Annotated in this window: 22 protein-coding genes and 1 other annotated feature; all 22 genes read left to right on the top strand. The window is 43.3% G+C overall.

Annotation, left to right across the window (positions count from 1 at the left end; translation table 11 throughout):
* Positions 1–2: 2 nt before the first annotated feature.
* The 22 genes from ACFODW_RS17875 (at position 3) to ACFODW_RS17770 (ending at position 22620) form a co-directional block, all read left to right on the top strand.
* Positions 3–1364, top strand: coding sequence for a UDP-N-acetylmuramoyl-tripeptide--D-alanyl-D-alanine ligase (locus ACFODW_RS17875; protein ID WP_390308277.1), 1362 nt, complete (start codon positions 3–5; stop codon positions 1362–1364).
* Positions 1365–1401: 37 nt separating this feature from the next.
* Positions 1402–2388, top strand: coding sequence for a phospho-N-acetylmuramoyl-pentapeptide-transferase (gene mraY, locus ACFODW_RS17870; RefSeq protein ID WP_390308276.1), 987 nt, complete (start codon positions 1402–1404; stop codon positions 2386–2388).
* Complete coding sequence (gene murD, locus ACFODW_RS17865; RefSeq protein WP_390308274.1) at positions 2385–3737, top strand: UDP-N-acetylmuramoyl-L-alanine--D-glutamate ligase; 1353 nt, start codon at positions 2385–2387, stop codon at positions 3735–3737. The genes mraY and murD overlap by 4 nt, the downstream gene beginning before the upstream one ends.
* An 84-nt stretch (positions 3738–3821) precedes the next feature.
* A complete protein-coding gene (spoVE, locus tag ACFODW_RS17860; protein ID WP_390308273.1) occupies positions 3822–4925 on the top strand; it encodes a stage V sporulation protein E in 1104 nt (367 codons plus the stop codon).
* 177 nt (positions 4926–5102) lie between these two features.
* Positions 5103–5888 carry a cell division protein FtsQ/DivIB gene (locus ACFODW_RS17855; RefSeq protein ID WP_390308271.1) on the top strand — a complete coding sequence of 262 codons (786 nt, stop codon included), beginning with the start codon at positions 5103–5105 and terminating at the stop codon, positions 5886–5888.
* 247 nt (positions 5889–6135) lie between these two features.
* Entirely contained in the window at positions 6136–7425 is a 1290-nt protein-coding gene (ftsA, locus tag ACFODW_RS17850; protein ID WP_390308270.1) for a cell division protein FtsA, read from the top strand.
* 104 nt (positions 7426–7529) lie between these two features.
* Entirely contained in the window at positions 7530–8687 is a 1158-nt protein-coding gene (gene ftsZ / locus ACFODW_RS17845) for a cell division protein FtsZ (protein WP_390308268.1), read from the top strand.
* A gap of 296 nt (positions 8688–8983) precedes the next feature.
* On the top strand, positions 8984–9904 hold the full coding sequence (gene spoIIGA / locus ACFODW_RS17840; protein WP_390308266.1) for a sigma-E processing peptidase SpoIIGA: 921 nt from the start codon (positions 8984–8986) through the stop codon (positions 9902–9904).
* Positions 9905–9922: 18 nt separating this feature from the next.
* The gene (gene sigE, locus ACFODW_RS17835; RefSeq protein WP_390308428.1) at positions 9923–10642 is read left to right on the top strand and encodes an RNA polymerase sporulation sigma factor SigE; all 720 of its coding nucleotides are present in this window, start codon (positions 9923–9925) and stop codon (positions 10640–10642) included.
* Positions 10643–10766: 124 nt separating this feature from the next.
* Complete coding sequence (gene sigG / locus ACFODW_RS17830) at positions 10767–11552, top strand: RNA polymerase sporulation sigma factor SigG (protein WP_390308263.1); 786 nt, start codon at positions 10767–10769, stop codon at positions 11550–11552.
* A 168-nt stretch (positions 11553–11720) separates the two neighbouring features.
* The gene (locus tag ACFODW_RS17825; protein WP_390308260.1) at positions 11721–11999 is read left to right on the top strand and encodes a YlmC/YmxH family sporulation protein; all 279 of its coding nucleotides are present in this window, start codon (positions 11721–11723) and stop codon (positions 11997–11999) included.
* A gap of 50 nt (positions 12000–12049) precedes the next feature.
* On the top strand, positions 12050–12859 hold the full coding sequence (pgeF, locus tag ACFODW_RS17820; RefSeq protein WP_390308258.1) for a peptidoglycan editing factor PgeF: 810 nt from the start codon (positions 12050–12052) through the stop codon (positions 12857–12859).
* A gap of 26 nt (positions 12860–12885) precedes the next feature.
* The gene (locus ACFODW_RS17815) at positions 12886–13563 is read left to right on the top strand and encodes a YggS family pyridoxal phosphate-dependent enzyme (RefSeq protein ID WP_390308254.1); all 678 of its coding nucleotides are present in this window, start codon (positions 12886–12888) and stop codon (positions 13561–13563) included.
* Between the two features lie 15 nt (positions 13564–13578).
* The gene (locus ACFODW_RS17810; protein ID WP_390308252.1) at positions 13579–14010 is read left to right on the top strand and encodes a cell division protein SepF; all 432 of its coding nucleotides are present in this window, start codon (positions 13579–13581) and stop codon (positions 14008–14010) included.
* 3 nt (positions 14011–14013) lie between these two features.
* Positions 14014–14280 carry a YggT family protein gene (locus tag ACFODW_RS17805; RefSeq protein WP_390308250.1) on the top strand — a complete coding sequence of 89 codons (267 nt, stop codon included), beginning with the start codon at positions 14014–14016 and terminating at the stop codon, positions 14278–14280.
* Positions 14281–14289: 9 nt separating this feature from the next.
* Complete coding sequence (locus ACFODW_RS17800) at positions 14290–15066, top strand: YlmH family RNA-binding protein (protein WP_390308247.1); 777 nt, start codon at positions 14290–14292, stop codon at positions 15064–15066.
* A gap of 73 nt (positions 15067–15139) precedes the next feature.
* Positions 15140–15643: a DivIVA domain-containing protein gene (locus tag ACFODW_RS17795; RefSeq protein ID WP_390308244.1), complete on the top strand. Its 504-nt coding sequence runs from the start codon at positions 15140–15142 to the stop codon at positions 15641–15643.
* A 62-nt stretch (positions 15644–15705) separates the two neighbouring features.
* Positions 15706–15928, top strand: a binding site (T-box leader).
* A gap of 135 nt (positions 15929–16063) precedes the next feature.
* The gene (ileS, locus tag ACFODW_RS17790) at positions 16064–18814 is read left to right on the top strand and encodes an isoleucine--tRNA ligase (protein WP_390308241.1); all 2751 of its coding nucleotides are present in this window, start codon (positions 16064–16066) and stop codon (positions 18812–18814) included.
* 101 nt (positions 18815–18915) lie between these two features.
* On the top strand, positions 18916–19386 hold the full coding sequence (gene lspA, locus ACFODW_RS17785) for a signal peptidase II (protein WP_390308239.1): 471 nt from the start codon (positions 18916–18918) through the stop codon (positions 19384–19386).
* Positions 19383–20294: an RluA family pseudouridine synthase gene (locus tag ACFODW_RS17780; protein WP_390308236.1), complete on the top strand. Its 912-nt coding sequence runs from the start codon at positions 19383–19385 to the stop codon at positions 20292–20294. Before lspA ends, ACFODW_RS17780 begins: the two co-directional genes overlap by 4 nt.
* Positions 20295–20462: 168 nt before the next feature.
* Positions 20463–21008 (top strand): bifunctional pyr operon transcriptional regulator/uracil phosphoribosyltransferase PyrR, encoded by a 546-nt coding sequence (gene pyrR / locus ACFODW_RS17775; RefSeq protein WP_390308234.1) that lies wholly within the window; start codon positions 20463–20465, stop codon positions 21006–21008.
* A 241-nt stretch (positions 21009–21249) separates the two neighbouring features.
* Positions 21250–22620 (top strand): solute carrier family 23 protein, encoded by a 1371-nt coding sequence (locus tag ACFODW_RS17770; protein WP_390308231.1) that lies wholly within the window; start codon positions 21250–21252, stop codon positions 22618–22620.
* Positions 22621–22630: the final 10 nt, after the last annotated feature.

The following is a 22630-nucleotide window of genomic DNA, read 5'->3' as shown; positions in this document are numbered from 1 at the left end:
TAATGATATTTACAACCGAATGGATTTCCCGTATATTAAAAGATTTTGACGGGGAAATAAATGGGCATATGGGAATAAATGGAATTATGACAGACAGCCGGAAAGAGACAGAGAATGCATTGTTTGTCCCAATAAAGGGCGAGAAGTTCGATGCACATGACTTTTTGTTGCAAGCGGTAGATAATGGAGCAACAGCCACATTGTGGAACCGTATGACAAACCTGCCGGACGGCTTACCGGCAGGATTTCCAGTTTTTTATGTGGATGATACGACCACTGCTCTGCAGCAAATTGCTCATGCATACAGGAATGAGGTCCAACCATTAGTAATAGGCATTACTGGATCAAATGGTAAAACGACCACAAAGGATCTGGTTGCTTCAGTAATGAAATCAACCTATCGTACACATTATACGGATGGTAATTATAATAACCATATCGGCCTCCCTCTGACCATCTTGTCCATGCCGAAAGATACAGAGGTTCTTGTGCTCGAAATGGGTATGAGCGACTATGGGGAAATAGAGCTTCTTTCCGATCTGGCTCAACCCGACTATGCAATCATCACCAATATAGGGGAATCACATATTGAATATTTGGGGTCGCGAGAAGGCATTGCCAAAGCGAAATTGGAAATAACTGCCGGTCTTAAAACGGGCGGCCTGCTGTTCATTGATGGAGATGAAGAACTCTTGAGCCATGTACGAAAGCGGCAAAACACCATCACTTGTGGGTTCAGTGAACACAATGATGAAGTGATCCGCGGGGTGGAAATCGGGGCACATCACACAGCCTTCGAGCTGGATTCCAACGAGTATGAAGTGCCATTGCTTGGTAAACACCATGCCTTGAATGCTGCCTTTGCCGTTACGCTGGGAAGAGAACTCAATATATCAGTTGAGGCCATCAGGCAAGCATTGACATCTTTGAAACAAACTGGAATGCGGTTTGAAATGCTGGAGGGGAAAAAGGGAGCTTCTATTATAAATGATGCTTATAATGCTTCTCCCACCTCTATGAAAGCTGCTATAGAATTGGTAAAACAATTGGAAGGCTTCAATGAAAGGGTCCTTGTACTGGGGGATGTGCTTGAACTGGGGGATCATTCTGCAGTATATCACCGGTCAATAGCGGAAGTAGTGGAGGCGCCGATTACTGCTGTCTTGACTTTAGGGAAAGAAGCAGAACATATCTCAGCTGCTGTGAAGGAACGCCAACCGGAAATTTTATGCCGCCATTATACAGACAGGGAGAATCTTGCCGAAGACTTACACTCGTATCTTCGGGAAGATGCTGTATTGCTATTCAAGGCATCCAGAGGCCTGCAATTTGAGAAATTTATAGAGAAACTTATTAAAGCATAAACTAGTTGGACGGGAAAAGTCTGAGGAGGATATTAACGTGAGTATTACTGTAGCAGTGATTACACTAGCAATTGCATTTTTAATCACCGTCCTTTTATCTCCGCTTATCATTCCATTTTTAAGACGCTTAAAGTTTGGACAAAGCATTAGAGAAGAAGGACCCCAATCACATATGAAGAAGACGGGTACGCCGACAATGGGCGGTGTCATGATAGTTTTCAGCATTACTGCCACTTCATTGATTATGGCTGGAAAGACGGCGGGTGGCGGAATAGGCTATGAATTATGGCTGCTGCTGTTCGTACTGGTAGGCTACGGACTGCTGGGATTTCTGGATGATTTTATAAAAGTGGTAATGAAGCGCAATCTAGGATTAACCTCCCTTCAAAAATTGTTGGGACAAGTGTTCATTGCTCTTGTATTTTATTTTATATTGCAGAGTCAAGGCTTCCCTACGACTATCCACATCCCCGGTACCGATATCCAATGGGAGCTGGGATGGGGTTATGCTCTGCTGATTATTTTTATGCTGGTCGGTGCATCAAATGCAGTCAACCTTACAGATGGCTTGGATGGGTTATTGGCTGGAACGGCTGCCATCGCTTTTGGAGCATTCGCCATCCTGGCATGGTACGGATTTCCTTCGGGTGAGGTGACTGCTTTTTCTCTTGCAGTTGTCGGCTCATTATTAGGTTTTCTGGTATTTAATGCCCACCCTGCTAAGGTCTTTATGGGTGATACGGGCTCCCTTGCACTTGGAGGCGCCATTGCAGCAATTGCCATACTTGCCAAGCTGGAAGTCATTTTAATAATTATCGGTGGAGTGTTTGTGATTGAAACCCTGTCCGTAATTATCCAGGTGATCTCTTTCAAAACTACTGGAAAGCGTGTTTTTAAAATGAGTCCCCTGCACCATCATTATGAGCTTAATGGGTGGTCGGAATGGAGAGTGGTCACTACTTTCTGGCTGATTGGCCTTATCTTTGCCGTACTCGGCGTGTATATCGAGGTGGGGATAGGATGAATAAACAATTACAAAACTTTCATTATTCTCATGTATTGGTATTGGGCTTAGCGAGGAGCGGTACAGCAGCGGCGAAGCTCCTGCTGGCAAATGGGGTGAAAGTACGGGTAAATGATAGAGACACAGCAGATGATGATCAAGTTGTGAAAGAGTTGAAGGAAATGGGAGCAGAAGTTATTGTCGGCTCCCACCCTTTTCGTGTTCTCGATGACATTGACCTGATTGTCAAAAATCCTGGAATTCCTTATGATACTCCGTTAATGGAGGAAGCCCAGGACAGGGGAATAAGCATTATTACAGAAATAGAGCTGGCAGGTAATTTAGCCGGCAATTCCGTTGTAGGTATCACCGGTTCCAATGGAAAAACCACTACCACCACTTTGACGGCGGAAATGCTGACAGAGAGCAGGCAGCCTGTTAAAGTCGCAGGAAATATTGGCACAGTGGCTTGTGAGGTTGCCGACTCATTGGCTCCTGAAGAAAAGATGGTTGTAGAATTGTCATCGTTTCAATTGCTGGGGATTGAGAGATTTCGCCCCAAAATAGCTGTTCTGTTGAATATCTTTGAAGCGCATCTTGATTATCATAAAACATTGGAAAATTATCGGCAGGCGAAATTCAATATCTATCGGAACCAAGGGCCTGACGATTATTTGGTATACAATGCGGATGATCCTTTGTTAACGGAAGCGGCAAAAGAAGCCAAATCTATAAAAGTCCCGTTCTCCACAAGCCAAAGGCTGAACCATGGTGTATGGGCTGATGAATCTTTTATCTATTTTAAAAATGAAAAAGTTATCTGCCTTAAGGACATTGTGCTTGTCGGCAAGCATAATCTGGAGAATATTCTTGCAGCAGTGGCAGCTGCCAAGCTGGCTGGAGCCAGTAATGAAGGAATCCGAAAAGTGCTGAGATCCTTCTCTGGAGTGGAGCATCGTCTCCAGTATGTTGGAAAAGTGAAGGAACGGCTATTTTATAATGATTCCAAAGCCACGAACACCCTTGCAACCAAGAAGGCACTGGCATCCTTCAATGAACCGGTTATCCTGCTTGCAGGGGGGTTGGATCGGGGAAGCACTTTCGCCGAATTGAAGGATTCGCTACAGAATGTAAAGGCAATGGTTCTTTTTGGGGAAACTGCATCCAAGCTCGAGGAGTTTGCTGAAGAGGCGGGAGTCCAGGTCATAGTTAAAGCTGACGACGTCCACAAGGCTGCCGAGCTTGCTTACGGAATTTCAGGTGAAGGAGATATCATTCTTCTTTCCCCAGCATGCGCAAGCTGGGACCAGTATAAGAGCTTCGAAGAAAGAGGTGACATGTTTATACAAGCCGTGCATAAGTTAAAGTAGGGGGCTTGTCTGACGGTCACGAATTAAACATACATGAATACACTGGCACCCCTTTTCAATCTCAGAAAAACGGGGTGTTTTTTATTGAAGAAAACAGGGAAACATGTACCTGATTATGTATTATTAGCGGTGATTGGCAGCCTTCTTTCCGTGGGCATGGTTATGGTGTACAGTTCATCTTATGTATGGGCTGAATACAAATTCGGGGATTCGCTCTATTATGTCAAAAGGCAGTTGTTGTTTGCAGGAGCGGGCGTCGCCGCAATGTTCTTTATTATGCGGTTTCCCTATAACTTATGGAAAAAGTATGCGAAGCCTATATTGGTGCTATGCTTCATTATGCTTCTGCTTGTGTTAATTCCGGGAATCGGGATGGTTCGAGGCGGCGCTCAGAGTTGGATAGGTGTAGGGGCGTTCAGTATCCAGCCTTCCGAATTTATGAAACTCGGGTTGATCATCTTCCTTTCTGCTTTCCTGGCAGCAAACCAAAAGTATATTACTTCTTTTAAAAAGGGTTTTTTTCCGACAGTTCTATTGGTATTTACGGCATTTGGGCTGATTATGCTTCAGCCTGACTTGGGTACAGGGATGGTTCTTGTTTTAACGTGCATGATGCTCATTTTCGTTGCTGGCGCCCGTTACAGCCATTTTATCGGGCTCGGACTCATTGGTTTGGCAGGGTTTGTTTTTCTCATTGCTTCTGCTCCTTATCGCATCAGCAGAATCACTGCTTTTCTTAATCCATGGGAAGATCCTCTCGGAGATGGTTTTCAAATCATACAATCGCTGTACGCAATTGGGCCGGGCGGATTAATGGGACTGGGGCTAGGTGAAAGCCTGCAGAAATACTTCTATCTACCAGAACCGCAAACGGATTTCATTTTCGCAATCCTGGGCGAGGAATTGGGCTTCATCGGAGGCACGCTGGTAATTGGTCTCTTTCTTCTCCTGTTTTGGCGGGGAATAAAAATTTCTTTGGACGCCCCTGACTTGTTTGGGCGCTTTCTTGCCCTAGGTATTGTATCCATGTTGGTAATCCAGACGATGATCAATATTAGTGTAGTTATCGGGCTCATACCGGTTACAGGTATCACTCTTCCTTTTTTAAGCTATGGCGGCTCCTCGTTAACCCTGACATTATGTTCTGTTGGTATCCTGTTGAATGTCAGCATGTATTCCAGGATATAGGAATTTCCCGATTGTCTGCTAATAATGGAGGAAATTGGAAGTTATTGAATTGAAATTCCGGGTAAACTGTCGGAGGTACACTATATATTAGGGCATATTATATGATATAATTTTTATATCTTGGAAGGAACCATTTTAGTTCCTTTCGGTAAATATGCGATAAAGGAAGAAATAGATATGAGCCAAAAGAAAATTGTTTCAATTGAAGAGCGTATCCCAAAGTTGAAACAAGCCAGGAAAAAGAAAGCGAATCGAAGGCTGGTTTTTTATTTATCTATTTTTTTTATTTTGATTTCCATTATTATTTACCTGCAGTCACCGCTGAGTAATATTAGATCAGTCGAGGTTAATGGGAATTCCCTGCTGACAGAGGATAAAGCCATCGCTCAAAGCGGATTGAATGAGAGCACCAACATATGGACCATTGATAAATCTGAGATTATTTCAGCTTTGACTTCCAACCCTATGGTCGAGTCCGCAGAGGTCAGCAGGGATTTTCCGTGGACAGTGAAGATCGACCTGAAGGAGTATAAGCATATTGGCTATGTAAAAGAAGAGAGCAGTTATTTTCCAATTTTGGGAAATGGCAGAGTTCTGAATCAGTCGGAAAATGTGACCTTCAAGGGAGATGCTCCGCTGCTGCTCAACTTTACGGAAGAAGAGCACTTACATAGGATGACTACTGAATTGGATAAGCTCCCAATGAACCTGTTGAATCTAATTTCAGAGATTCATTGGCAACCGACAGAATCTAGTAAAAATAATATTCTGCTCTATATGAATGATGGTTATGTAGTCAGTGGCTCCATCAGGAGTTTTGCTGAAAAAATGCAACTGTACCCTTCCATCGTTTCCCAGCTAGACCCTGAAAGTGAAGGGATAATCCATATAGGTGTCGGCGCTTATTTTGAAGAATTCGATACAGAGGAAATGGAAGAGGCGGCGGCAGAAGAAGCAGAGTGATTTCTCTGATTAACTTCTTAATATAAGTCAGAATTGCTGAGGCAGGTACGAAACCTATAATATGGCTGCTAAAAATAAGTGGAAATGCAGGAAATAAGCTCTTTTATATAGAATAACCTATATATATTTTCTTTTTTTATGAAAATCCTCTAAAATAGTAGATTAGAGTACGTCAAAACAATCACAGTTAATGAAAAAGAAAAAAATCGGCTAAAAGAGATGCTAAGGAATCAGGAGGTGCCTTTTGTTGAACAACAATGAAATTCTGGTGAGCCTTGATATAGGGACCAGTAAAATAAAAGTAATCATCGGAGAAGTGTTAAATGATTCACTGAACATTATTGGTGTTGGAACTGCTAAATCAAATGGTATGAAAAAGGGTGCCATTGTGGATATCGATCAGACAGTGCAGTCGATAAGAAGTGCGATTGAACAGGCTGAACGGATGGTAGGCATGCAGATAGAACGGGTTATCGTGGGGATAAACGGCAGCCATGTCCAATTGCAGCCATGCCACGGCGTAGTGGCCGTACAGAGTGATAACAGGGAAATTGGTGAAGAAGACATTACCCGTGTAATTGATGGAGCCCAGGTGGTTTCAGTTCCTCCAGAAAGGGAAATTATCGACGTAGTGCCAAGGCAGTTTATAGTGGACGGACTGGATGAGATCACAGACCCACGGGGAATGATTGGTGTTCGGCTGGAAATGGAAGGGACTATTATTACATGTTCCAAAACACTTTTACATAATGTACTGAAATGCGTGGAACGTGCAGGACTGCAAGTGGCAGATATTTGTCTTCAACCGCTTGCTGCTGGAACAACAGCCCTCTCGAAAGATGAAATGAACATGGGAGTTGCTTTGATAGATGTAGGCGGCGGCTGTACGACTATCTCTGTATTCGGGAATGGCCATCTTCTTTCCACCAGTGTAGTGAATCTCGGTGGAGATAATATAACGAAGGACCTTTCCATCGGCCTTCGGATTTCAACGGAAGAGGCGGAAGATGTAAAATTGAATCATGGCCATGCTTTTTATGATACTGCCCAAGAGGATGAAACTTTTGAAGTGTCCATCATAGGCAGCAATACGAAACAGACCTATAACCAGTTGGAAATATCTGATATGATTGAAGCGAGAATGGAAGAAATATTCGCTTTTGCTGAAAAGGAAATACGTAAAATGGGGATCCGCGAGCTGCCAGGAGGATTTGTACTGACTGGAGGAGCTATGGCTATGCCAGGAGCTCTCGAGCTGGCGGAGGATTTGTTTCAGTCCAACGTGCGAGTAGCAATTCCCGACTATATTGGTGTCAGGGAAGCGCATTTCATCGCCGGGGTAGGAATCTTGCAATTTGCCTATCGTAATGCGAAAATACAAGGAAAAGAATTATTTCCTTCCGTAGCTGCTGATCATCCTGTACAGCAGTCAAAGCCGAAGCGGACGAAGAAACAGCAAGAACAGGCAAATGAGTCAAAAGAGAACACCAAAAAAGAATCCAAAGTAGCTAATTTGTTTAAATATTTCTTTGATTGACAGAAAATGTCCCGGGTAATACTTTTCCCGGCAAAGAAGGTGAGGAGCCATGACGATAATTAGCTCGGAACACTTGTAATTATGCATATTAGGAGGAACGGAGAATGTTAGAGTTTGATACAAATATGGAGGAACTTGCGTCAATTAAAGTAATTGGTGTAGGCGGGGGCGGCAATAACGCTGTCAATCGTATGATAGAGCATGGGGTGGAAGGTGTCGAGTTCATCGCCGTAAACACCGATGCACAGGCATTGAATCTTTCCAAAGCAGAAGTAAAACTGCAAATTGGAGGCAAGCTTACCCGGGGTCTGGGTGCCGGTGCGAATCCGGAAGTCGGCAAGAAAGCAGCCGAGGAAAGTAAAGAACAGATCCAGGAAGTGCTCCAAGGCGCAGATATGATATTCGTAACAGCGGGTATGGGCGGAGGCACCGGCACAGGTGCGGCCCCAGTCATTGCCCAGATAGCCAAGGATTTGGGAGCCTTAACAGTCGGCGTAGTGACAAGGCCATTTTCTTTTGAAGGAAGAAGAAGGTCAACACAAGCTATCTCCGGAATTGACGCCCTCAAAACAGCAGTAGATACACTAATTGTCATTCCGAATGACCGGCTGCTGGAAATTGTCGATAAGAACACACCGATGCTTGAAGCATTCCGTGAGGCAGACAATGTCCTGAGACAAGGGGTGCAAGGCATATCAGACTTAATAGCAAAACCAGGTTTGATTAATGTTGACTTTGCCGATGTGAAGACCATTATGATCGATAAAGGGTCAGCATTAATGGGAATTGGTATTGCTACAGGTGAGACTCGTGCCACGGAAGCGGCCAAGAAGGCCATCTCCTCACCATTATTGGAAACATCCATTGATGGAGCCCATGGTATTTTAATGAATATTACAGGAGGTACGAATCTGAGCCTGTATGAGGTACAGGAAGCTGCAGACCTTGTAACCTCTGCTGCAGATAATGAAGTGAATGTCATCTTTGGTTCTGTCATCAATGAAAACCTGAATGACGAAATAATTGTTACCGTCATCGCCACAGGGTTTGATGAAAATATCAAAAAGGCAGAAAAGCAGCCGAGGCAGCAACGGCCGGTGATTAATCATAATCAGCAGGCAGCTACCAATGCTCCAGAGGATACTCCAAGGGAAACAAGCCAACATCAACAGCAACAACAGCCGCAACGCTCAAAGCCGGAGGATGACACCCTTGATATTCCTACCTTCTTAAGAAACCGTAACAGAAACAGAAATCGTTAAGTCATCTGAGAAAAGCAAATGATCAGCAATGCAAATGTTGATCATTTGCTTTTTTTATTGTTTAAAAAAGCACCGGAAATTTTCGGCAAATTTTTATATAGGGAAAAATGGCGATTTCTACCCGCTAAAGGATCATACTGTCCATAAGCCCCGACAAACCCCCCGATAACTTGTTAAAATTAGCCCCTTCTAAGCTTCAGGATGTGACAGACTTTGCTCTTCAGCTCATATATACTTCTTCTTACACATATATTCTATCAATATAGTAATGTTCATTCTGCCGAAGGGAGATAGTCATGGCCATATATCTCGATGCCATCTGGATTTTGAACTTCTTTCTGGACATGATGCTCCTGCTGTTGACACAAGCACTTGCCAGGGACAGCACACAGAAGTGGAGGATCTGTTTAGGTGCATTTGTGGCTTCACTGCTCGTTCCCATCTCCGTCTATTATCCTGATACATTTATCAGCAGTGTAGCGGGCAAATTTCTTTATTCCGTCTTAATTATTATCTGTGCTTTCCGCTTCGTAAACCTTCATCGTTTTATGAGACTTTTGCTTCTGTTTTATTTTACGACCTTTGCGGTGGGAGGAGGAATGGTCGCAGTTCATTTTCTTTTCCAAAGCCCTGTAGGAATTCATGCAAATGGGCTGATTACCTATAATGCAGGATATGGAGATCCTGTCAGCTGGCTGTTTGTCATCATTGCTTTCCCGATAGCCTGGAAATTTACTAAGAACCGTATGGACAAGCATGCAGTCGAGAAAATCAAGTACGAACAGTTTTGTCCGGTTACCATCCAGATAAAAAACAAAGCTCATCAGACGACAGGCTACATTGACAGCGGCAATCAGTTGACAGACCCGCTTACTAAGAAGCCCGTCATTATTTGTGATGAGGCTTTTCTCAGACACTGGTTCACGGAACAGGAGTGGAGGGCATTAAAACAAGCAGAGGAAGATTTGGATTTGGAAAATCTTCCAACGTCCTGGCAGCATGATATCCAACTTGTCCCATATCAAGGGATACAGGGAAGAAGCAGTTTTCTTTTTACGATCCGGCCAGATCAGTTAACAGTTTATTATGATGATCAGAAAATTATCACGGAAAAAGTATTGATAGGCATACAATTTGCGAGTTTGACAAGGGATGAAAGTTATCATTGTCTTCTACATCCTCAAATTATCAAGCTTGAGACATTATATTCTGCATAAGGGGGCTTCTTCATGAAAATAATGAAAGTACGGTTACGTCTGCGGCTCTGGTGGTACAAAGCTTTAATGAAATTAGGTCTTCGGTCGGAGGAGATCTATTATATTGGAGGAAGCGAGGCACTTCCGCCTCCTTTGTCTAAGGAAGAGGAGCAGGAGCTCTTAAGCCTGCTGCAAAAAGGGGATAAAACGGCACGTGCTATGCTGATAGAAAGAAATCTTCGTCTGGTAGTATATATATCCAGGAAATTCGAAAATACAGGAATCAATATAGAAGATTTGATCAGTATCGGTACGATTGGATTGATTAAAGCAGTAAATACCTTTAATCCGGAGAAAAAAATCAAATTGGCAACATATGCATCGAGATGCATTGAAAATGAAATTCTAATGTATCTGCGCCGAAATAATAAGCTTAAATCAGAGGTTTCATTTGATGAGCCGCTTAATATTGATTGGGATGGCAATGAACTGCTGCTGTCGGATGTACTTGGAACAGATGAAGATATTATTACAAGGAATCTGGAATCCAATGTAGATAAGACGCTGCTAAAAAAGGCGCTCTCCCAATTGAATGACCGGGAAAAGCAAATAATGGAACTTCGATTTGGACTTGTTGGAGAGGAAGAGAAAACCCAGAAGGATGTAGCAGACATGCTGGGTATTTCCCAGTCCTATATTTCCCGGTTGGAGAAAAAAATAATCAGGCGTCTCAAAAAAGAATTTAATAAAATGGTCTAGCCTTGCCACATGTGTCATTAGGGGCAATTCACCCTCTCTTGCAGGAGAGTGGAACTGCATAAAAAACCACCCTCTCGGTGATACTGTCCATGAACAGCATCACCAACTGGGAGGGTTGAACAGAATGACAAAACATAAGGTTGAGATATGTGGTGTTGATACATCAAAATTACCTGTACTAAAAAACGAAGAAATGAGAGAACTCTTTAAGAAAATGCAGGAGGGAGACGGAGACCTTTCTGCTCGAGAACAATTAGTAAATGGTAACTTGAGACTTGTATTAAGTGTCATCCAGCGTTTCAATAATCGTGGCGAATATGTGGATGATTTATTCCAAGTTGGTTGTATTGGTCTGATGAAATCCATCGATAACTTCGATTTATCGCATAATGTCCGTTTTTCAACTTATGCTGTTCCGATGATTATTGGCGAAATACGGAGGTATTTAAGAGATAATAATCCAATCCGGGTATCCAGATCATTAAGAGATATTGCTTATAAAGCCTTACAGGTTAGGGAGAAACTGATCAGCAAAACTTCTAAAGAACCTACACCTATGGAGATTGCAAAAGAGATGGATATCCCTCATGCAGATGTAGTCTTTGCATTGGATGCAATCCAGGATCCTGTCTCCTTGTTTGAGCCTATTTATAATGATGGCGGTGATCCCATTTATGTAATGGATCAAATTAGTGATGATAAAGATAAAGACTCCACCTGGATTGATAAACTTTCCTTAAAAGAAGGTATGTATCAGCTGAATGAACGTGAAAAAATGATTTTAAATAAAAGATTTTTTCAAGGGAAGACACAGATGGAAGTTGCCGACGAAATAGGCATTTCACAGGCCCAGGTCTCCCGGTTGGAAAAGGCGGCAATCAGCCAAATGAATAAGCAAATGTTTGAATAGATGGCAAGACGGCAAGGACAGCTGTTTATACTTTCAGGCGATCGAATTAGATTATTCGATTGCCTGATTTTTTTGTGAAAAAATTCTGCCAAATCGGTAGCTTTTTTCATTTGTACGAAAAAAATCAGATGTGCTGCATATATTTGTACAAAGCAGGAGGTGCATACCATGGTTAAATTATCAGAACTGCAGGTCAAGGAAGTAATTATGATTGATGACGGCAGGCGGATCGGCCATATCTCCGACCTGGAAATTGATCCGGATAACGGTAAAATCCTCGCCATTGTATTGATCGTCAAAGATAAGAGAGATGCATTGTTCAGCAAATCGGAAGAACTGGTGATTCCTTGGAACAGGATTGTGAGAATTGGTTCGGATGTCATCCTGGTAAGGGAAATTCACACGCCGCTGTTATATGGGGATGCTTCTTATATCGAAAAAGAATAAAATGGGGAAATATGATAAAATAAGCCTTAACAATAGCAGGGGGGATATTTGTGCAGGAACCTTTCATATACCAGGAGAATCTCTATTTACATATAAAACGGTGGCAGCAGATCAACCCGCAAATCAGGGCTGGTTTTACTACAAGAAGCAATGGGGTAAGCCATCCGCCCTTCCAATCACTGAACATGGGGTTGCATGTCAATGATGACGTGAATCATGTAACAGCCAATCGGCAAAAACTTGCAAAGCATGTGGGAATCCCAATGGAAAATTGGGTAGTCGGGGAACAGGTGCACCATACAAATATAAAAAGAGTGACGGAACAAGACAAGGGAAAAGGATCCTTTACCCTAGAGACAGCGGTGCCGGATACTGATGGGCTTATTACGAATGAAAAGGGAATTTTATGTGGAGCTGTGTTTGCGGATTGTGTGCCGCTTTTCTTTTTTGATCCAGTAACAGGGTTTATTGGGATTGCGCATGCAGGGTGGAAAGGAACAGTACAGCGGATGGCAGAGAAAATGGTCGATAAATTCCGCTCGTTGGGAACAGAACCGTCCAATTTACTTGCAGTGGTCGGCCCATCTATATCCAGGGAAAATTATGAGGTCGATGAGCGTGTGATTCAATCTTTATCCCCTAAGGAAAGGGAGAGATGTGTGCAGAAGCAAGGTGAAAACCGTTACCTGCTGGATTTGAAACAGCTTAATGCAGATATCCTTTTACAAGCAGGGGTATTACGTAATAATATAGATATAACAAAATATTGCACATATGAACATAATCATCTCTTTTTCTCCCATCGCCGCGATCAGGGGGAAAGCGGACGAATGCTGGGTTATATCGGTTATCAATCATAATTGAATAGGGAGGAGCAGAAGAAGTAATGGATGTAGCAGCAAATCTAGAGAACATAAACAGTAAAATCAAACAAGCATGTGAAAAAAGTAATAGAGAACCTGAAGAAATAACCGTTATCGGAGTTACAAAATATGTTACAATAGAGCGAACAGAAGAGGCGATAGAAGCAGGCGTTAAAAATCTTGCCGAAAATCGTATGGAAGGATTTTTGGAGAAGTACAGTCATTTTAAAAATGATGCCACATGGCATTTCATCGGCACACTCCAGTCCAGAAAGGTTAAAGAAGTCATTAATCAGGTGGACTACCTTCACTCCCTCGATCGCAAATCGTTGGCTAAGGAGATCAATAAAAGGGCGGACGAGCCCGTAGATTGTTTCGTACAAGTCAATGTGAGCGGAGAAGAGTCAAAGCATGGGCTGGCCCCGCAAGATGTACTTCCATTCCTCCATTCGATAGAGCAATATGAAAAAGTGCGTGTCGTTGGATTAATGACAATGGCACCGCATATCGAAGATGAGGAGCGGATCAGAGGGTATTTCCGGAAGCTTGCAGAGTTGAGGGAAGATGTGAAAAATCTTAAGTCGGACCAAGCTCCCTGCAAATACCTTTCCATGGGGATGAGCAATGATTATGAGCTCGCTATAGAAGAGGGGGCTACCCATGTTCGCATCGGTTCTAGTCTGGTAGGTTCACAAATTTAATAGCGAGGTGACAAAATGAGTATTAAAGAGAAACTCAAAAATTATTTCACTGTGGATGATGAATATGAATACGAATATGTGGAAGATGCACCCGAAGAGGAACACGAGCCAATGGTGAAACAAAAAGGCCAGAATGTTGTCAATCTGACAAGCATGCAGCAGCCTTCATCCAAGGTCGTGCTTTGTGAACCACGGACATACAATGAGGCACAGGAAATTGCCGACAATATTGTGAACCGCAGAGCAGTCGTAATTAACCTTCAAAGAGTAGACACCCAGCAGGCAAAAAGGATTGTCGACTTTCTTAGCGGGACTGTGTATGCGGTCAACGGGGATATTCAAAAACTTGGCGCTGCCACGTTTCTATGCACCCCTGATAATGTCGATGTGTCAGGAACGATTACAGACACGTTAATGGAAGCAGATGATTATAATAAAGGATGGTAGCAGATGGGTTTTATCTTCAGTATTTTAAACACAGCATTAACTTTGTATAGCTATGCCATCATTATCTATATCCTTATGTCCTGGTTCCCGGGTGCCCGGGAATCTTCATTTGGAGAAATGCTGGCAAAAATAACCGAGCCTTATCTAGAGGTTTTCCGGAAGTTTATCCCGCCGCTCGGAATGATTGATCTTTCACCGATCGTGGCGATAATTGTATTGCATTTCGCGAGGTATGGTTTAGTGGAACTATTTTATATGGTAGGTATGTAGGGGATTGGCATGGAAATATATCAGCATTTCAGAAAAGAAGAACAGCCATTCATCGATCAGGCGCTTTCCTGGAAAGAACAAGTAGAGAAGGTCTTTGTCCCAAAACTAACTGACTTTCTCGATCCCAGGGAACTACAAATATTAGAGACGATTATAGGCGCCCAAAACGAGGAAGTGAAGCTATATGCAAATGGCGGAGGGATGCATGCGGAAAGAAAGAGGGCGATCATTGCTCCTTTTTACGAGGAAGTATCTGCAGCTGACTATCAGCTTACTCTTCTGCAGGCGGAGTATCCATCTAAATTTGTAACTTTGTCCCACCGTGATGTGATGGGTGCGTGCATGTCACTAGGTTTAAAGCGAAAGAAAATTGGGGATATGCTGGTCGACAACGGAATCATTCAAATAGTGGCAGCAGATGAAGTCGCCCCATATATATTGGCAAATCTTACGGAGGTAAAGAAAGCAAAGGTCCGTCTGGAAGAAAAACCTTTTACATATTTGCTGGAGGAAGAAAAGGAGTGGGAGGAATCCGATAAAACTGTCTCTTCCCTCAGGCTGGATGCCGTTTTAAAAGAGATTTATCACATATCGAGGAAGGACGCGGCTGAATTCATCTCGAGGCAGCAGGTGAAAGTGAACTTCAGAGTGGTGGATGACAGCAAATTCATACTGCAGGAGGGAGATCTGCTGTCACTTAGGGGCAAGGGAAGAAGTAAACTTGCTGCAGTGAACGGTCGTACGAAAAAAGATAAATGGAAAATAACTATTGCAGTATTAAAATAGTTATCCTAGACAGGATTAATCAAGGGAATGTCGAACATATATAATAATCATTTCTCTTTAGGAGGTGGCTTATATGCCATTAACACCATTGGATATTCATAACAAGGAATTTACCAGAGGATTCCGAGGCTATGATGAGGATGAAGTCAATGAATTTTTGGATCAAATCATTAAAGATTATGAGACAACCATCCGGGAAAAGAAAGACTTGCAAGAGAAAGTAACCAGACTGGAAGAAAAGCTGGGACATTTCACCAATATAGAAGAGACACTGAACAAGTCGATCCTAGTGGCACAGGAAACCGCTGAAGAGGTGAAAGGCAGTGCATCCAAGGAGTCGAAATTAATAATAAAAGAGGCGGAAAAGAATGCTGACCGCATCATTAATGATGCATTGAGCAAGTCTCGCAGAATTTCTATGGATGTGGAAGAATTGAAGAAACAGGCAAAAGTATTCCGTACGCGCCTGAAGATGCTGGTGGAAGCGCAGTTGGAAATGATTGAGAACAATGATTGGGAAGATCTTTTTGATGAAGAAATCGGAGATGAGCTCGAGTTGATTGAAAATAGGTCATAGACTTGACTCGCAGTAAAATATTACATATAATTCATACAGATATTATTCAATTGAATAAAGTATAAGTTACAATGATGGAGACAGTACAGTAGAGACCGCTGTTCAGCGAGCCGGGATATGGTGGAAGCCCGGCACAGTGATACTATTGGAACATCACTCCTGAGTATCCATTATGAATTATAGTAATAATGGACGGTTCATTCCCGTTACGAATATCGAGTGAATTTAAAATGATGCTTATTTTAAATTTATAAGGGTGGTACCGCGAGTCTTCTCGTCCCTTTTTGGGATGCAGAGGCTCGTTTTTTTATCCGGAATTCAACTTTCAGAATATGCAGGACAGCTGAATTGCCGGGTATCGATCTCGTGTAAGGAAGGCATTCCATTTAAGTTTTCAATACAGAACAGGAGGAACAGCAGATGGATTATAAAGATACGTTGTTAATGCCAAAAACAGATTTCCCAATGCGTGGCAATCTGCCGAATAAAGAGCCAAAAAGACAGGAGCAATGGGAGGAGGAGAACATTTATGAGAAAGTGCAGGAAAGGACCAAGGGCCGTCCATTGTTCGTCCTGCATGATGGGCCTCCTTATGCGAATGGAGACCTTCATATCGGCCATGCGCTGAATAAAGTGCTGAAAGATTTTATCGTGCGCTATAAGTCAATGAGCGGCTACCATGCGCCATATATTCCAGGCTGGGATACACACGGCCTGCCGATTGAAACTGCTCTTACCAAAAAGAAAAAAATCAAAAGGAAAGAGCTTGGAATTGCTGAGTTCCGTGAAATGTGTGCAGAATATGCCATGGGCCAAGTCGACAGTCAGAGAACCCAATTCAAGCAAATGGGTGTACGTGGTGACTGGGATAATCCTTATCTAACTTTGACAAAGGATTATGAGGCAGCTCAAATCCGTGTGTTCGGTGAAATGGCCAAGAAGGGTTATATCTACAAAGGGCTAAAGCCTGTCTATTGGTCGCCTTCCTCGGAGTCAGCCCTGGCGGAAGCGGAAATCGAGTACCATGAAAAGCGTTCTCCATCCATTTATGTATCATTTGAAGTAGTAGATGGAAAAGGTCTGCTGGAGGGTGATGAGAAGTTCGTTATCTGGACCACTACTCCTTGGACCATTCCTGCTAATCTAGGTATAAGCATTCATCCTGATCTTGAGTACAATGTAGTAAGGGTTGGGGAGGATAAGTTCGTCATCGCCCATGCATTGCTTGAACATGTCTCTGAAGAGCTCGGTTGGAAAGATCCTCAAGTAGTAAAAACTTTCCAGGGTAAAGAAGCGGACAAAATCGTTGCCAAGCATCCATTTTATGACCGTGAGTCTCTCATCATGCTTGGAGAGCATGTTACCACTGATGCTGGTACAGGTTGTGTTCATACGGCACCTGGCCACGGGGAAGACGACTTTGTTGTTAGTAAGGCCTATGGTCTAGAGCCATTATCACCTGTAGATGATAAAGGGGTATTCACCTCCGAAGCACCTGGCTTTGAAGGACTCTTCTATGACAAGGCAAACAAGAACATTACAGAAAAGCTGGAAGAAGTGGGCGCCTTGCTGAAGCTTTCATTCATCACCCACTCTTATCCGCATGACTGGCGCACGAAAAAGCCGACTATTTTCCGTGCAACTGCCCAATGGTTTGCATCCATTAAGGACTTCCGTCAGGATATCCTCGAGGAAATCAACCGGATTAACTGGTATCCATCGTGGGGCCAGACACGCTTGCATAATATGGTGCGTGACAGAGAAGATTGGTGTATTTCCCGCCAACGTACATGGGGCGTACCAATTCCGGTATTTTATGCGGAAGATAATACACCAATCATTACCGATGAGACTATCGAACATGTGTCCAATCTGTTCAAGGAGCATGGTTCCAATATCTGGTTTGAAAGAGAAGCTAAAGACCTTCTTCCAGAAGGGTTCACTTCTGAACACAGTCCAAACGGCAAATTTACGAAGGAAACGGATATTATGGACGTTTGGTTCGACTCAGGTTCCTCTCATGAAGCTGTACTAATGAACAGAGAGGACCATCGCCGTCCAGCTGATGTCTATTTAGAGGGAAGCGACCAATACCGAGGCTGGTTTAACTCCTCTATCTCTACTTCCGTAGCAGTAACAGGAAAAGCTCCATACGAAAACATTATCAGTCATGGGTTTGTCTTGGATGGCAACGGGCGAAAAATGAGCAAGTCTTTAGGAAACGTGATTGTTCCATCCAAGGTACAGAAGCAATTGGGAGCAGATATTTTGAGACTTTGGGTTTCTTCGGTGGACTACCAGGCAGATGTTCGAATCTCGCAGGAAATCTTAAAGCAAATGTCCGAAGCCTACCGAAAGATTCGAAATACGTTTAGGTTCATGCTCGCCAACCTGTCTGATTTCAATCCGGAGACAGACCGGATCCCAGAGGAAGAGTTGGAAGAAGTGGACCGTTATATGCTGCACCGATTGCAACAGTTGCTCACGAATGTTAGAGAGAGCTATGAAAGGTATGAATATTCACCAATTTTCCATCAGATTCATAATTTCTGTACCATTGATTTAAGTTCCTTCTATCTGGATTTTGCAAAGGATGTACTTTATATCGAGTCGAAGGATCATAAACGACGTCGCAGTATTCAGACCGGATATTATGAAATCCTTACTACCTTGGTAAAATTGCTGGCACCTATCATTCCACATACTACAGACGAAGTATGGGAATATATCCCAGGTGTTGAAGCGGAAAGTGTCCAGTTGACCGATATCCCTGAGCCGAGAAATATTGCCGGCTATGAACAGATTGGGGAAAAATGGGATCATTTCATGGCAATCCGTGATGATGTGCTAAAAGCATTGGAAGAAGCAAGAAATGAAAAAGTAATCGGTAAGTCACTGGAAGCAAAAGTGACTCTGGCACCTAAGGATGAACAGACAAAACAAGTTCTTGAAGCTATGGAGCATCTGCATCAATTCCTGATTGTTTCCGAAGCGGAAATAAGTAATCAAGCGGAAAAGAGTTATAAATATGTGGATGTTACCGTAGAAAAACATCCTGGGGAAAAATGTTCCCGCTGCTGGGTAGCCTCTGAGACGGTGGGTCATGATCATGACCATCCGGAATTATGCTCCCGCTGTGCAGATGTTGTCAAAGAACATTATGATAATTAGAAACATCCCCCCTTGGTCTACAAGGGGGATTTTTCGTTGAAAAAGAATTTCGGACAGTATAAGATAGTGTGGACACAGGAAATGAAATCGGAGGAAAAGGAATGTATGTCTATTATCTTCTGGCATTGATTGTTGTTGTCATTGATCAGATCACCAAATTGGCTATTATACGAACCATGGAAATTGGTGAGCAGTTAACCATTATTGAGGGTTTTTTCTATTTTACATCCCATCGTAATGCCGGGGCCGCTTGGGGTATATTCCAAGGCCAGATGCTGTTTTTCTACATCATCACCCTACTAGTGATTGTCGGAGTTGTGTACTATATGCAAAGGTATGCGAGAAAGGATAAATTGCTGGCGACAGCGCTTGGCTTCATTTTAGGCGGGGCCATCGGCAATTTTATCGACCGGCTGCTATATCAGGAAGTGGTCGATTTTTTGGATGTCATCATCTTTGGATATGATTTTCCTATCTTTAATATTGCCGACTCTGCTCTGACAATCGGTGTCATACTGGTAATTATAGGAACAATCATGGAGGAAACAAAGAAAGGAAAGGCAGATAAATGAGTTCATTCAGCCATCAAGTTACAGAAAGTCAGGCAAATCAACGATTAGACAAACTGCTTACAGAACTTAATAAAGAAAACTCCCGGTCCCAAATTCAATCCTGGATTTCAGGGGGGTTTGCTCAGGTGAACGGCAGGAAAGTGAAAGCCAATTATAAATGCCAGGTAAATGATGAAATTAGTTGGACCATCCCGGAACCGGAACCACTTGACATTGTTGCAGAGGATATACCCCTTTCCATTCTTTATGAAGACCGCGATCTCCTAGTCATCAATAAGCCAAAGGGGATGGTCGTACATCCATCTGCGGGACATGAGAGTGGCACATTAGTGAATGCCCTTCTTCATCATTGTACAGATCTCTCCGGTATTAATGGAGTGGAGAGGCCGGGGATTGTCCATCGAATAGATAAGGATACCAGCGGGCTTCTGGTGGTAGCGAAAAGTGATTATGCACATGCTGAACTATCGGAACAGCTGGCGAACAAGGAAATCACCCGTAAATATGAGGCTGTAGTCCATGGGGAGATTCCGCATGAGACAGGGATGGTGGACGCACCTATTGGCAGGGATCCAAAAGACCGGCAAAAAATGGGTGTTGTAGAAGGCGGTAGAAATGCTGTAACCCATTTTCGAGTGTTGAAAAGCTATCCGGATTATTCTCATATTGAATGTCAACTGGAGACTGGACGGACCCACCAAATCAGAGTGCATATGCGTTATGCCGGATTCCCGCTGGTCGGAGATCCAAAATATGGCCCAAGGAAGACATTGAATGTAGACGGCCAGGCATTACATGCTAAAACGTTAGGTTTCACCCATCCACGTTCAGGCGAATGGATGGAATTTGAGACGGATCCTCCGGAGGTTTTTTTGGAGATTCTCTCCTATATTGAAAAACTGTATTGACATATCGAAGAGTTTCTGTGATAATTAAACAAGTTGAATATGACCCTTTAACATAGTCCAGTGAGGCTTAAAAGGAAACGGAGATGAACCATTGGGTTCGATTCTTGCAGCCAATCCCTTTTTCCTCACGGAAAAAGGGATTTTTTTATGAACAGGGGGGGCAAATCAATGAAGAAGAAAACAGAAATTCTTGACCAGCCAGCGGTTAACCGTGCATTGACTAGGATTGCCCATGAAATCCTGGAGAAGAACAAAGGCGGGGACAACCTGTTGCTAGTTGGTGTAAAAACGAGGGGCGTTCCGCTAGCCAGTAGGCTGCAGGAGAAGATTAGACAGATAGAAAATATTACTGTCCCTATTGGTGAGTTGGACATCACCCTTTACCGGGACGACCTGGAAAAAGTTTCGGATAATGAGGATCCGGAGTTGAAAGCTGTCAATATTGAAGTAGATGTAACAGAGAAGAAAGTGATCCTTGTAGATGATGTTTTATATACCGGAAGGACAATCCGGGCTGCGATGGACGCTGTGATGGACAGCGGGCGTCCATCCGGAATCCAGCTGGCAGTTTTAGTGGACCGAGGCCACAGAGAACTCCCGATTCGGGCTGATTACGTTGGGAAAAATATCCCTACATCAGAGAAGGAAGTGGTAGTCGTCCAGCTGGATGAGGTAGACCAGGCAGACCATGTGTCCATTTATGAGAAAGAATAGGCATCATATCAGTAAGGCCCCGTGAGGCCGAGTATCTACCGAAAAAGACCTTTAAATGAATCCAGAGAGATTTATAAGGTTGTATAAGTAGACGTGGAATTTGTATACACGTGTACCTCTTTGCAATCTTATGCAGAGAGGTACACGTTTTTTTATGGCCTTATTCCATGGATGAGCAGAATATCCATGTTCCTTATAAAGGCATCAAGATAAAACACAGAAAAAATTGGAGGGGTAAGATATGACAGAAAAAAAGATGGTAATGGACATACATGAAAGGCCCAAACTTAATAAATGGCTGCTCTTGAGCATTCAGCATTTATTCGCCATGTTCGGCTCTACGATTCTCGTTCCGTTCCTTACTGGCTTATCACCGGCAGTTGCACTTATATCGAGTGGAGCAGGTACACTTGCTTATATTTTAATCACCCGCGGGAAAATTCCTGCATATCTAGGATCAAGCTTTGCATTTATTGCTCCAATACTCGCAGCCAGCGCTGCTTCCGGACCTGCAGGGGCAATGATAGGGAGCTTTATGGCAGGTATTGTTTATGGATTAGTTGCACTCCTGATAGGATTTATCGGGACAGATTGGTTGATGAAGCTTCTTCCGCCAGTAGTGGTCGGACCGGTAATCATTGTCATTGGGTTGGGGCTTGCTCCGACTGCCATTGATATGGCGATGAATGAAGACGGTGTTTATAATGGAAGTTTCATGTTGACGGCGTTGGTTACCCTCGCGGTGACAGTAATAGCATCAGTTTATTTCAAAGGGTTTTTTGGACTTGTGCCAATCTTGATCGGTATCCTTTCCGGATATGCTTTTGCATTGTTCCAAGGAATTGTTGATACGGCAGGAATAAAAGCGGAATGGGCACAGATCACAGAAGCAGGCTCAATTGGAGAGTTTTTCTTGGCGGTATTCCAGACGCCAGAATTTATCATTCCGTTTGTTGATTATTCACCAACCGAAGTTTTCAGCATGCAAATTCTCTTTATCATGGTGCCTGTGGCGCTGGTTACAATTGCTGAGCATATTGGGGACCAAATGGTGCTTTCCAAAGTCGCCGAGCGCAATTTCCTAAAAGATCCTGGATTGCACCGCTCCATTCTTGGTGACGGAGTTGCAACGATTATCGGTTCTATGCTGGGTGGACCGCCTAATACCACTTACGGCGAAAACATTGGTGTACTTTCCATTACAAGGGTATTCAGCATCTTTGTCGTAGCCGGTGCAGCTATACTGGCCATTCTATTTGGATTTGTCGGCATCATCACGGCGGCCATCAGTTCCGTTCCATCCCCAGTAATGGGCGGTGTTTCCATCCTGTTATTCGGGATCATTGCATCTAACGGGCTGAGAATGCTGACAGACAGTAATATCGACCTTGGCAACAACAGGAATCTGGTAATCGCATCCGTTATCATGGTGCTTGGTGTTGGCGGTGCATTTATTGAAATAACTAATGAAGTACAAATTGCTGGTATGGCTTTATCGGCAATTGTGGGAGTCATACTCAACCTTGTTCTTCCTGACAAAGAGAAGGCAGGCGAGGCAGAAGAATTGTTTGATGAAAATGAAGCACCGAAGGAAAAAAGAAATATATCCTAAAAGGCGGGAG

Origin of the sequence: Virgibacillus sediminis, from assembly GCF_042643265.1 — a bacterium.
Classification (GTDB): domain Bacteria; phylum Bacillota; class Bacilli; order Bacillales; family Amphibacillaceae; genus Virgibacillus_O; species Virgibacillus_O sediminis.
The sequence above is the reverse complement of the archived record's forward strand: the minus strand, read 5'-3'. Positions and strand labels throughout refer to the sequence as shown.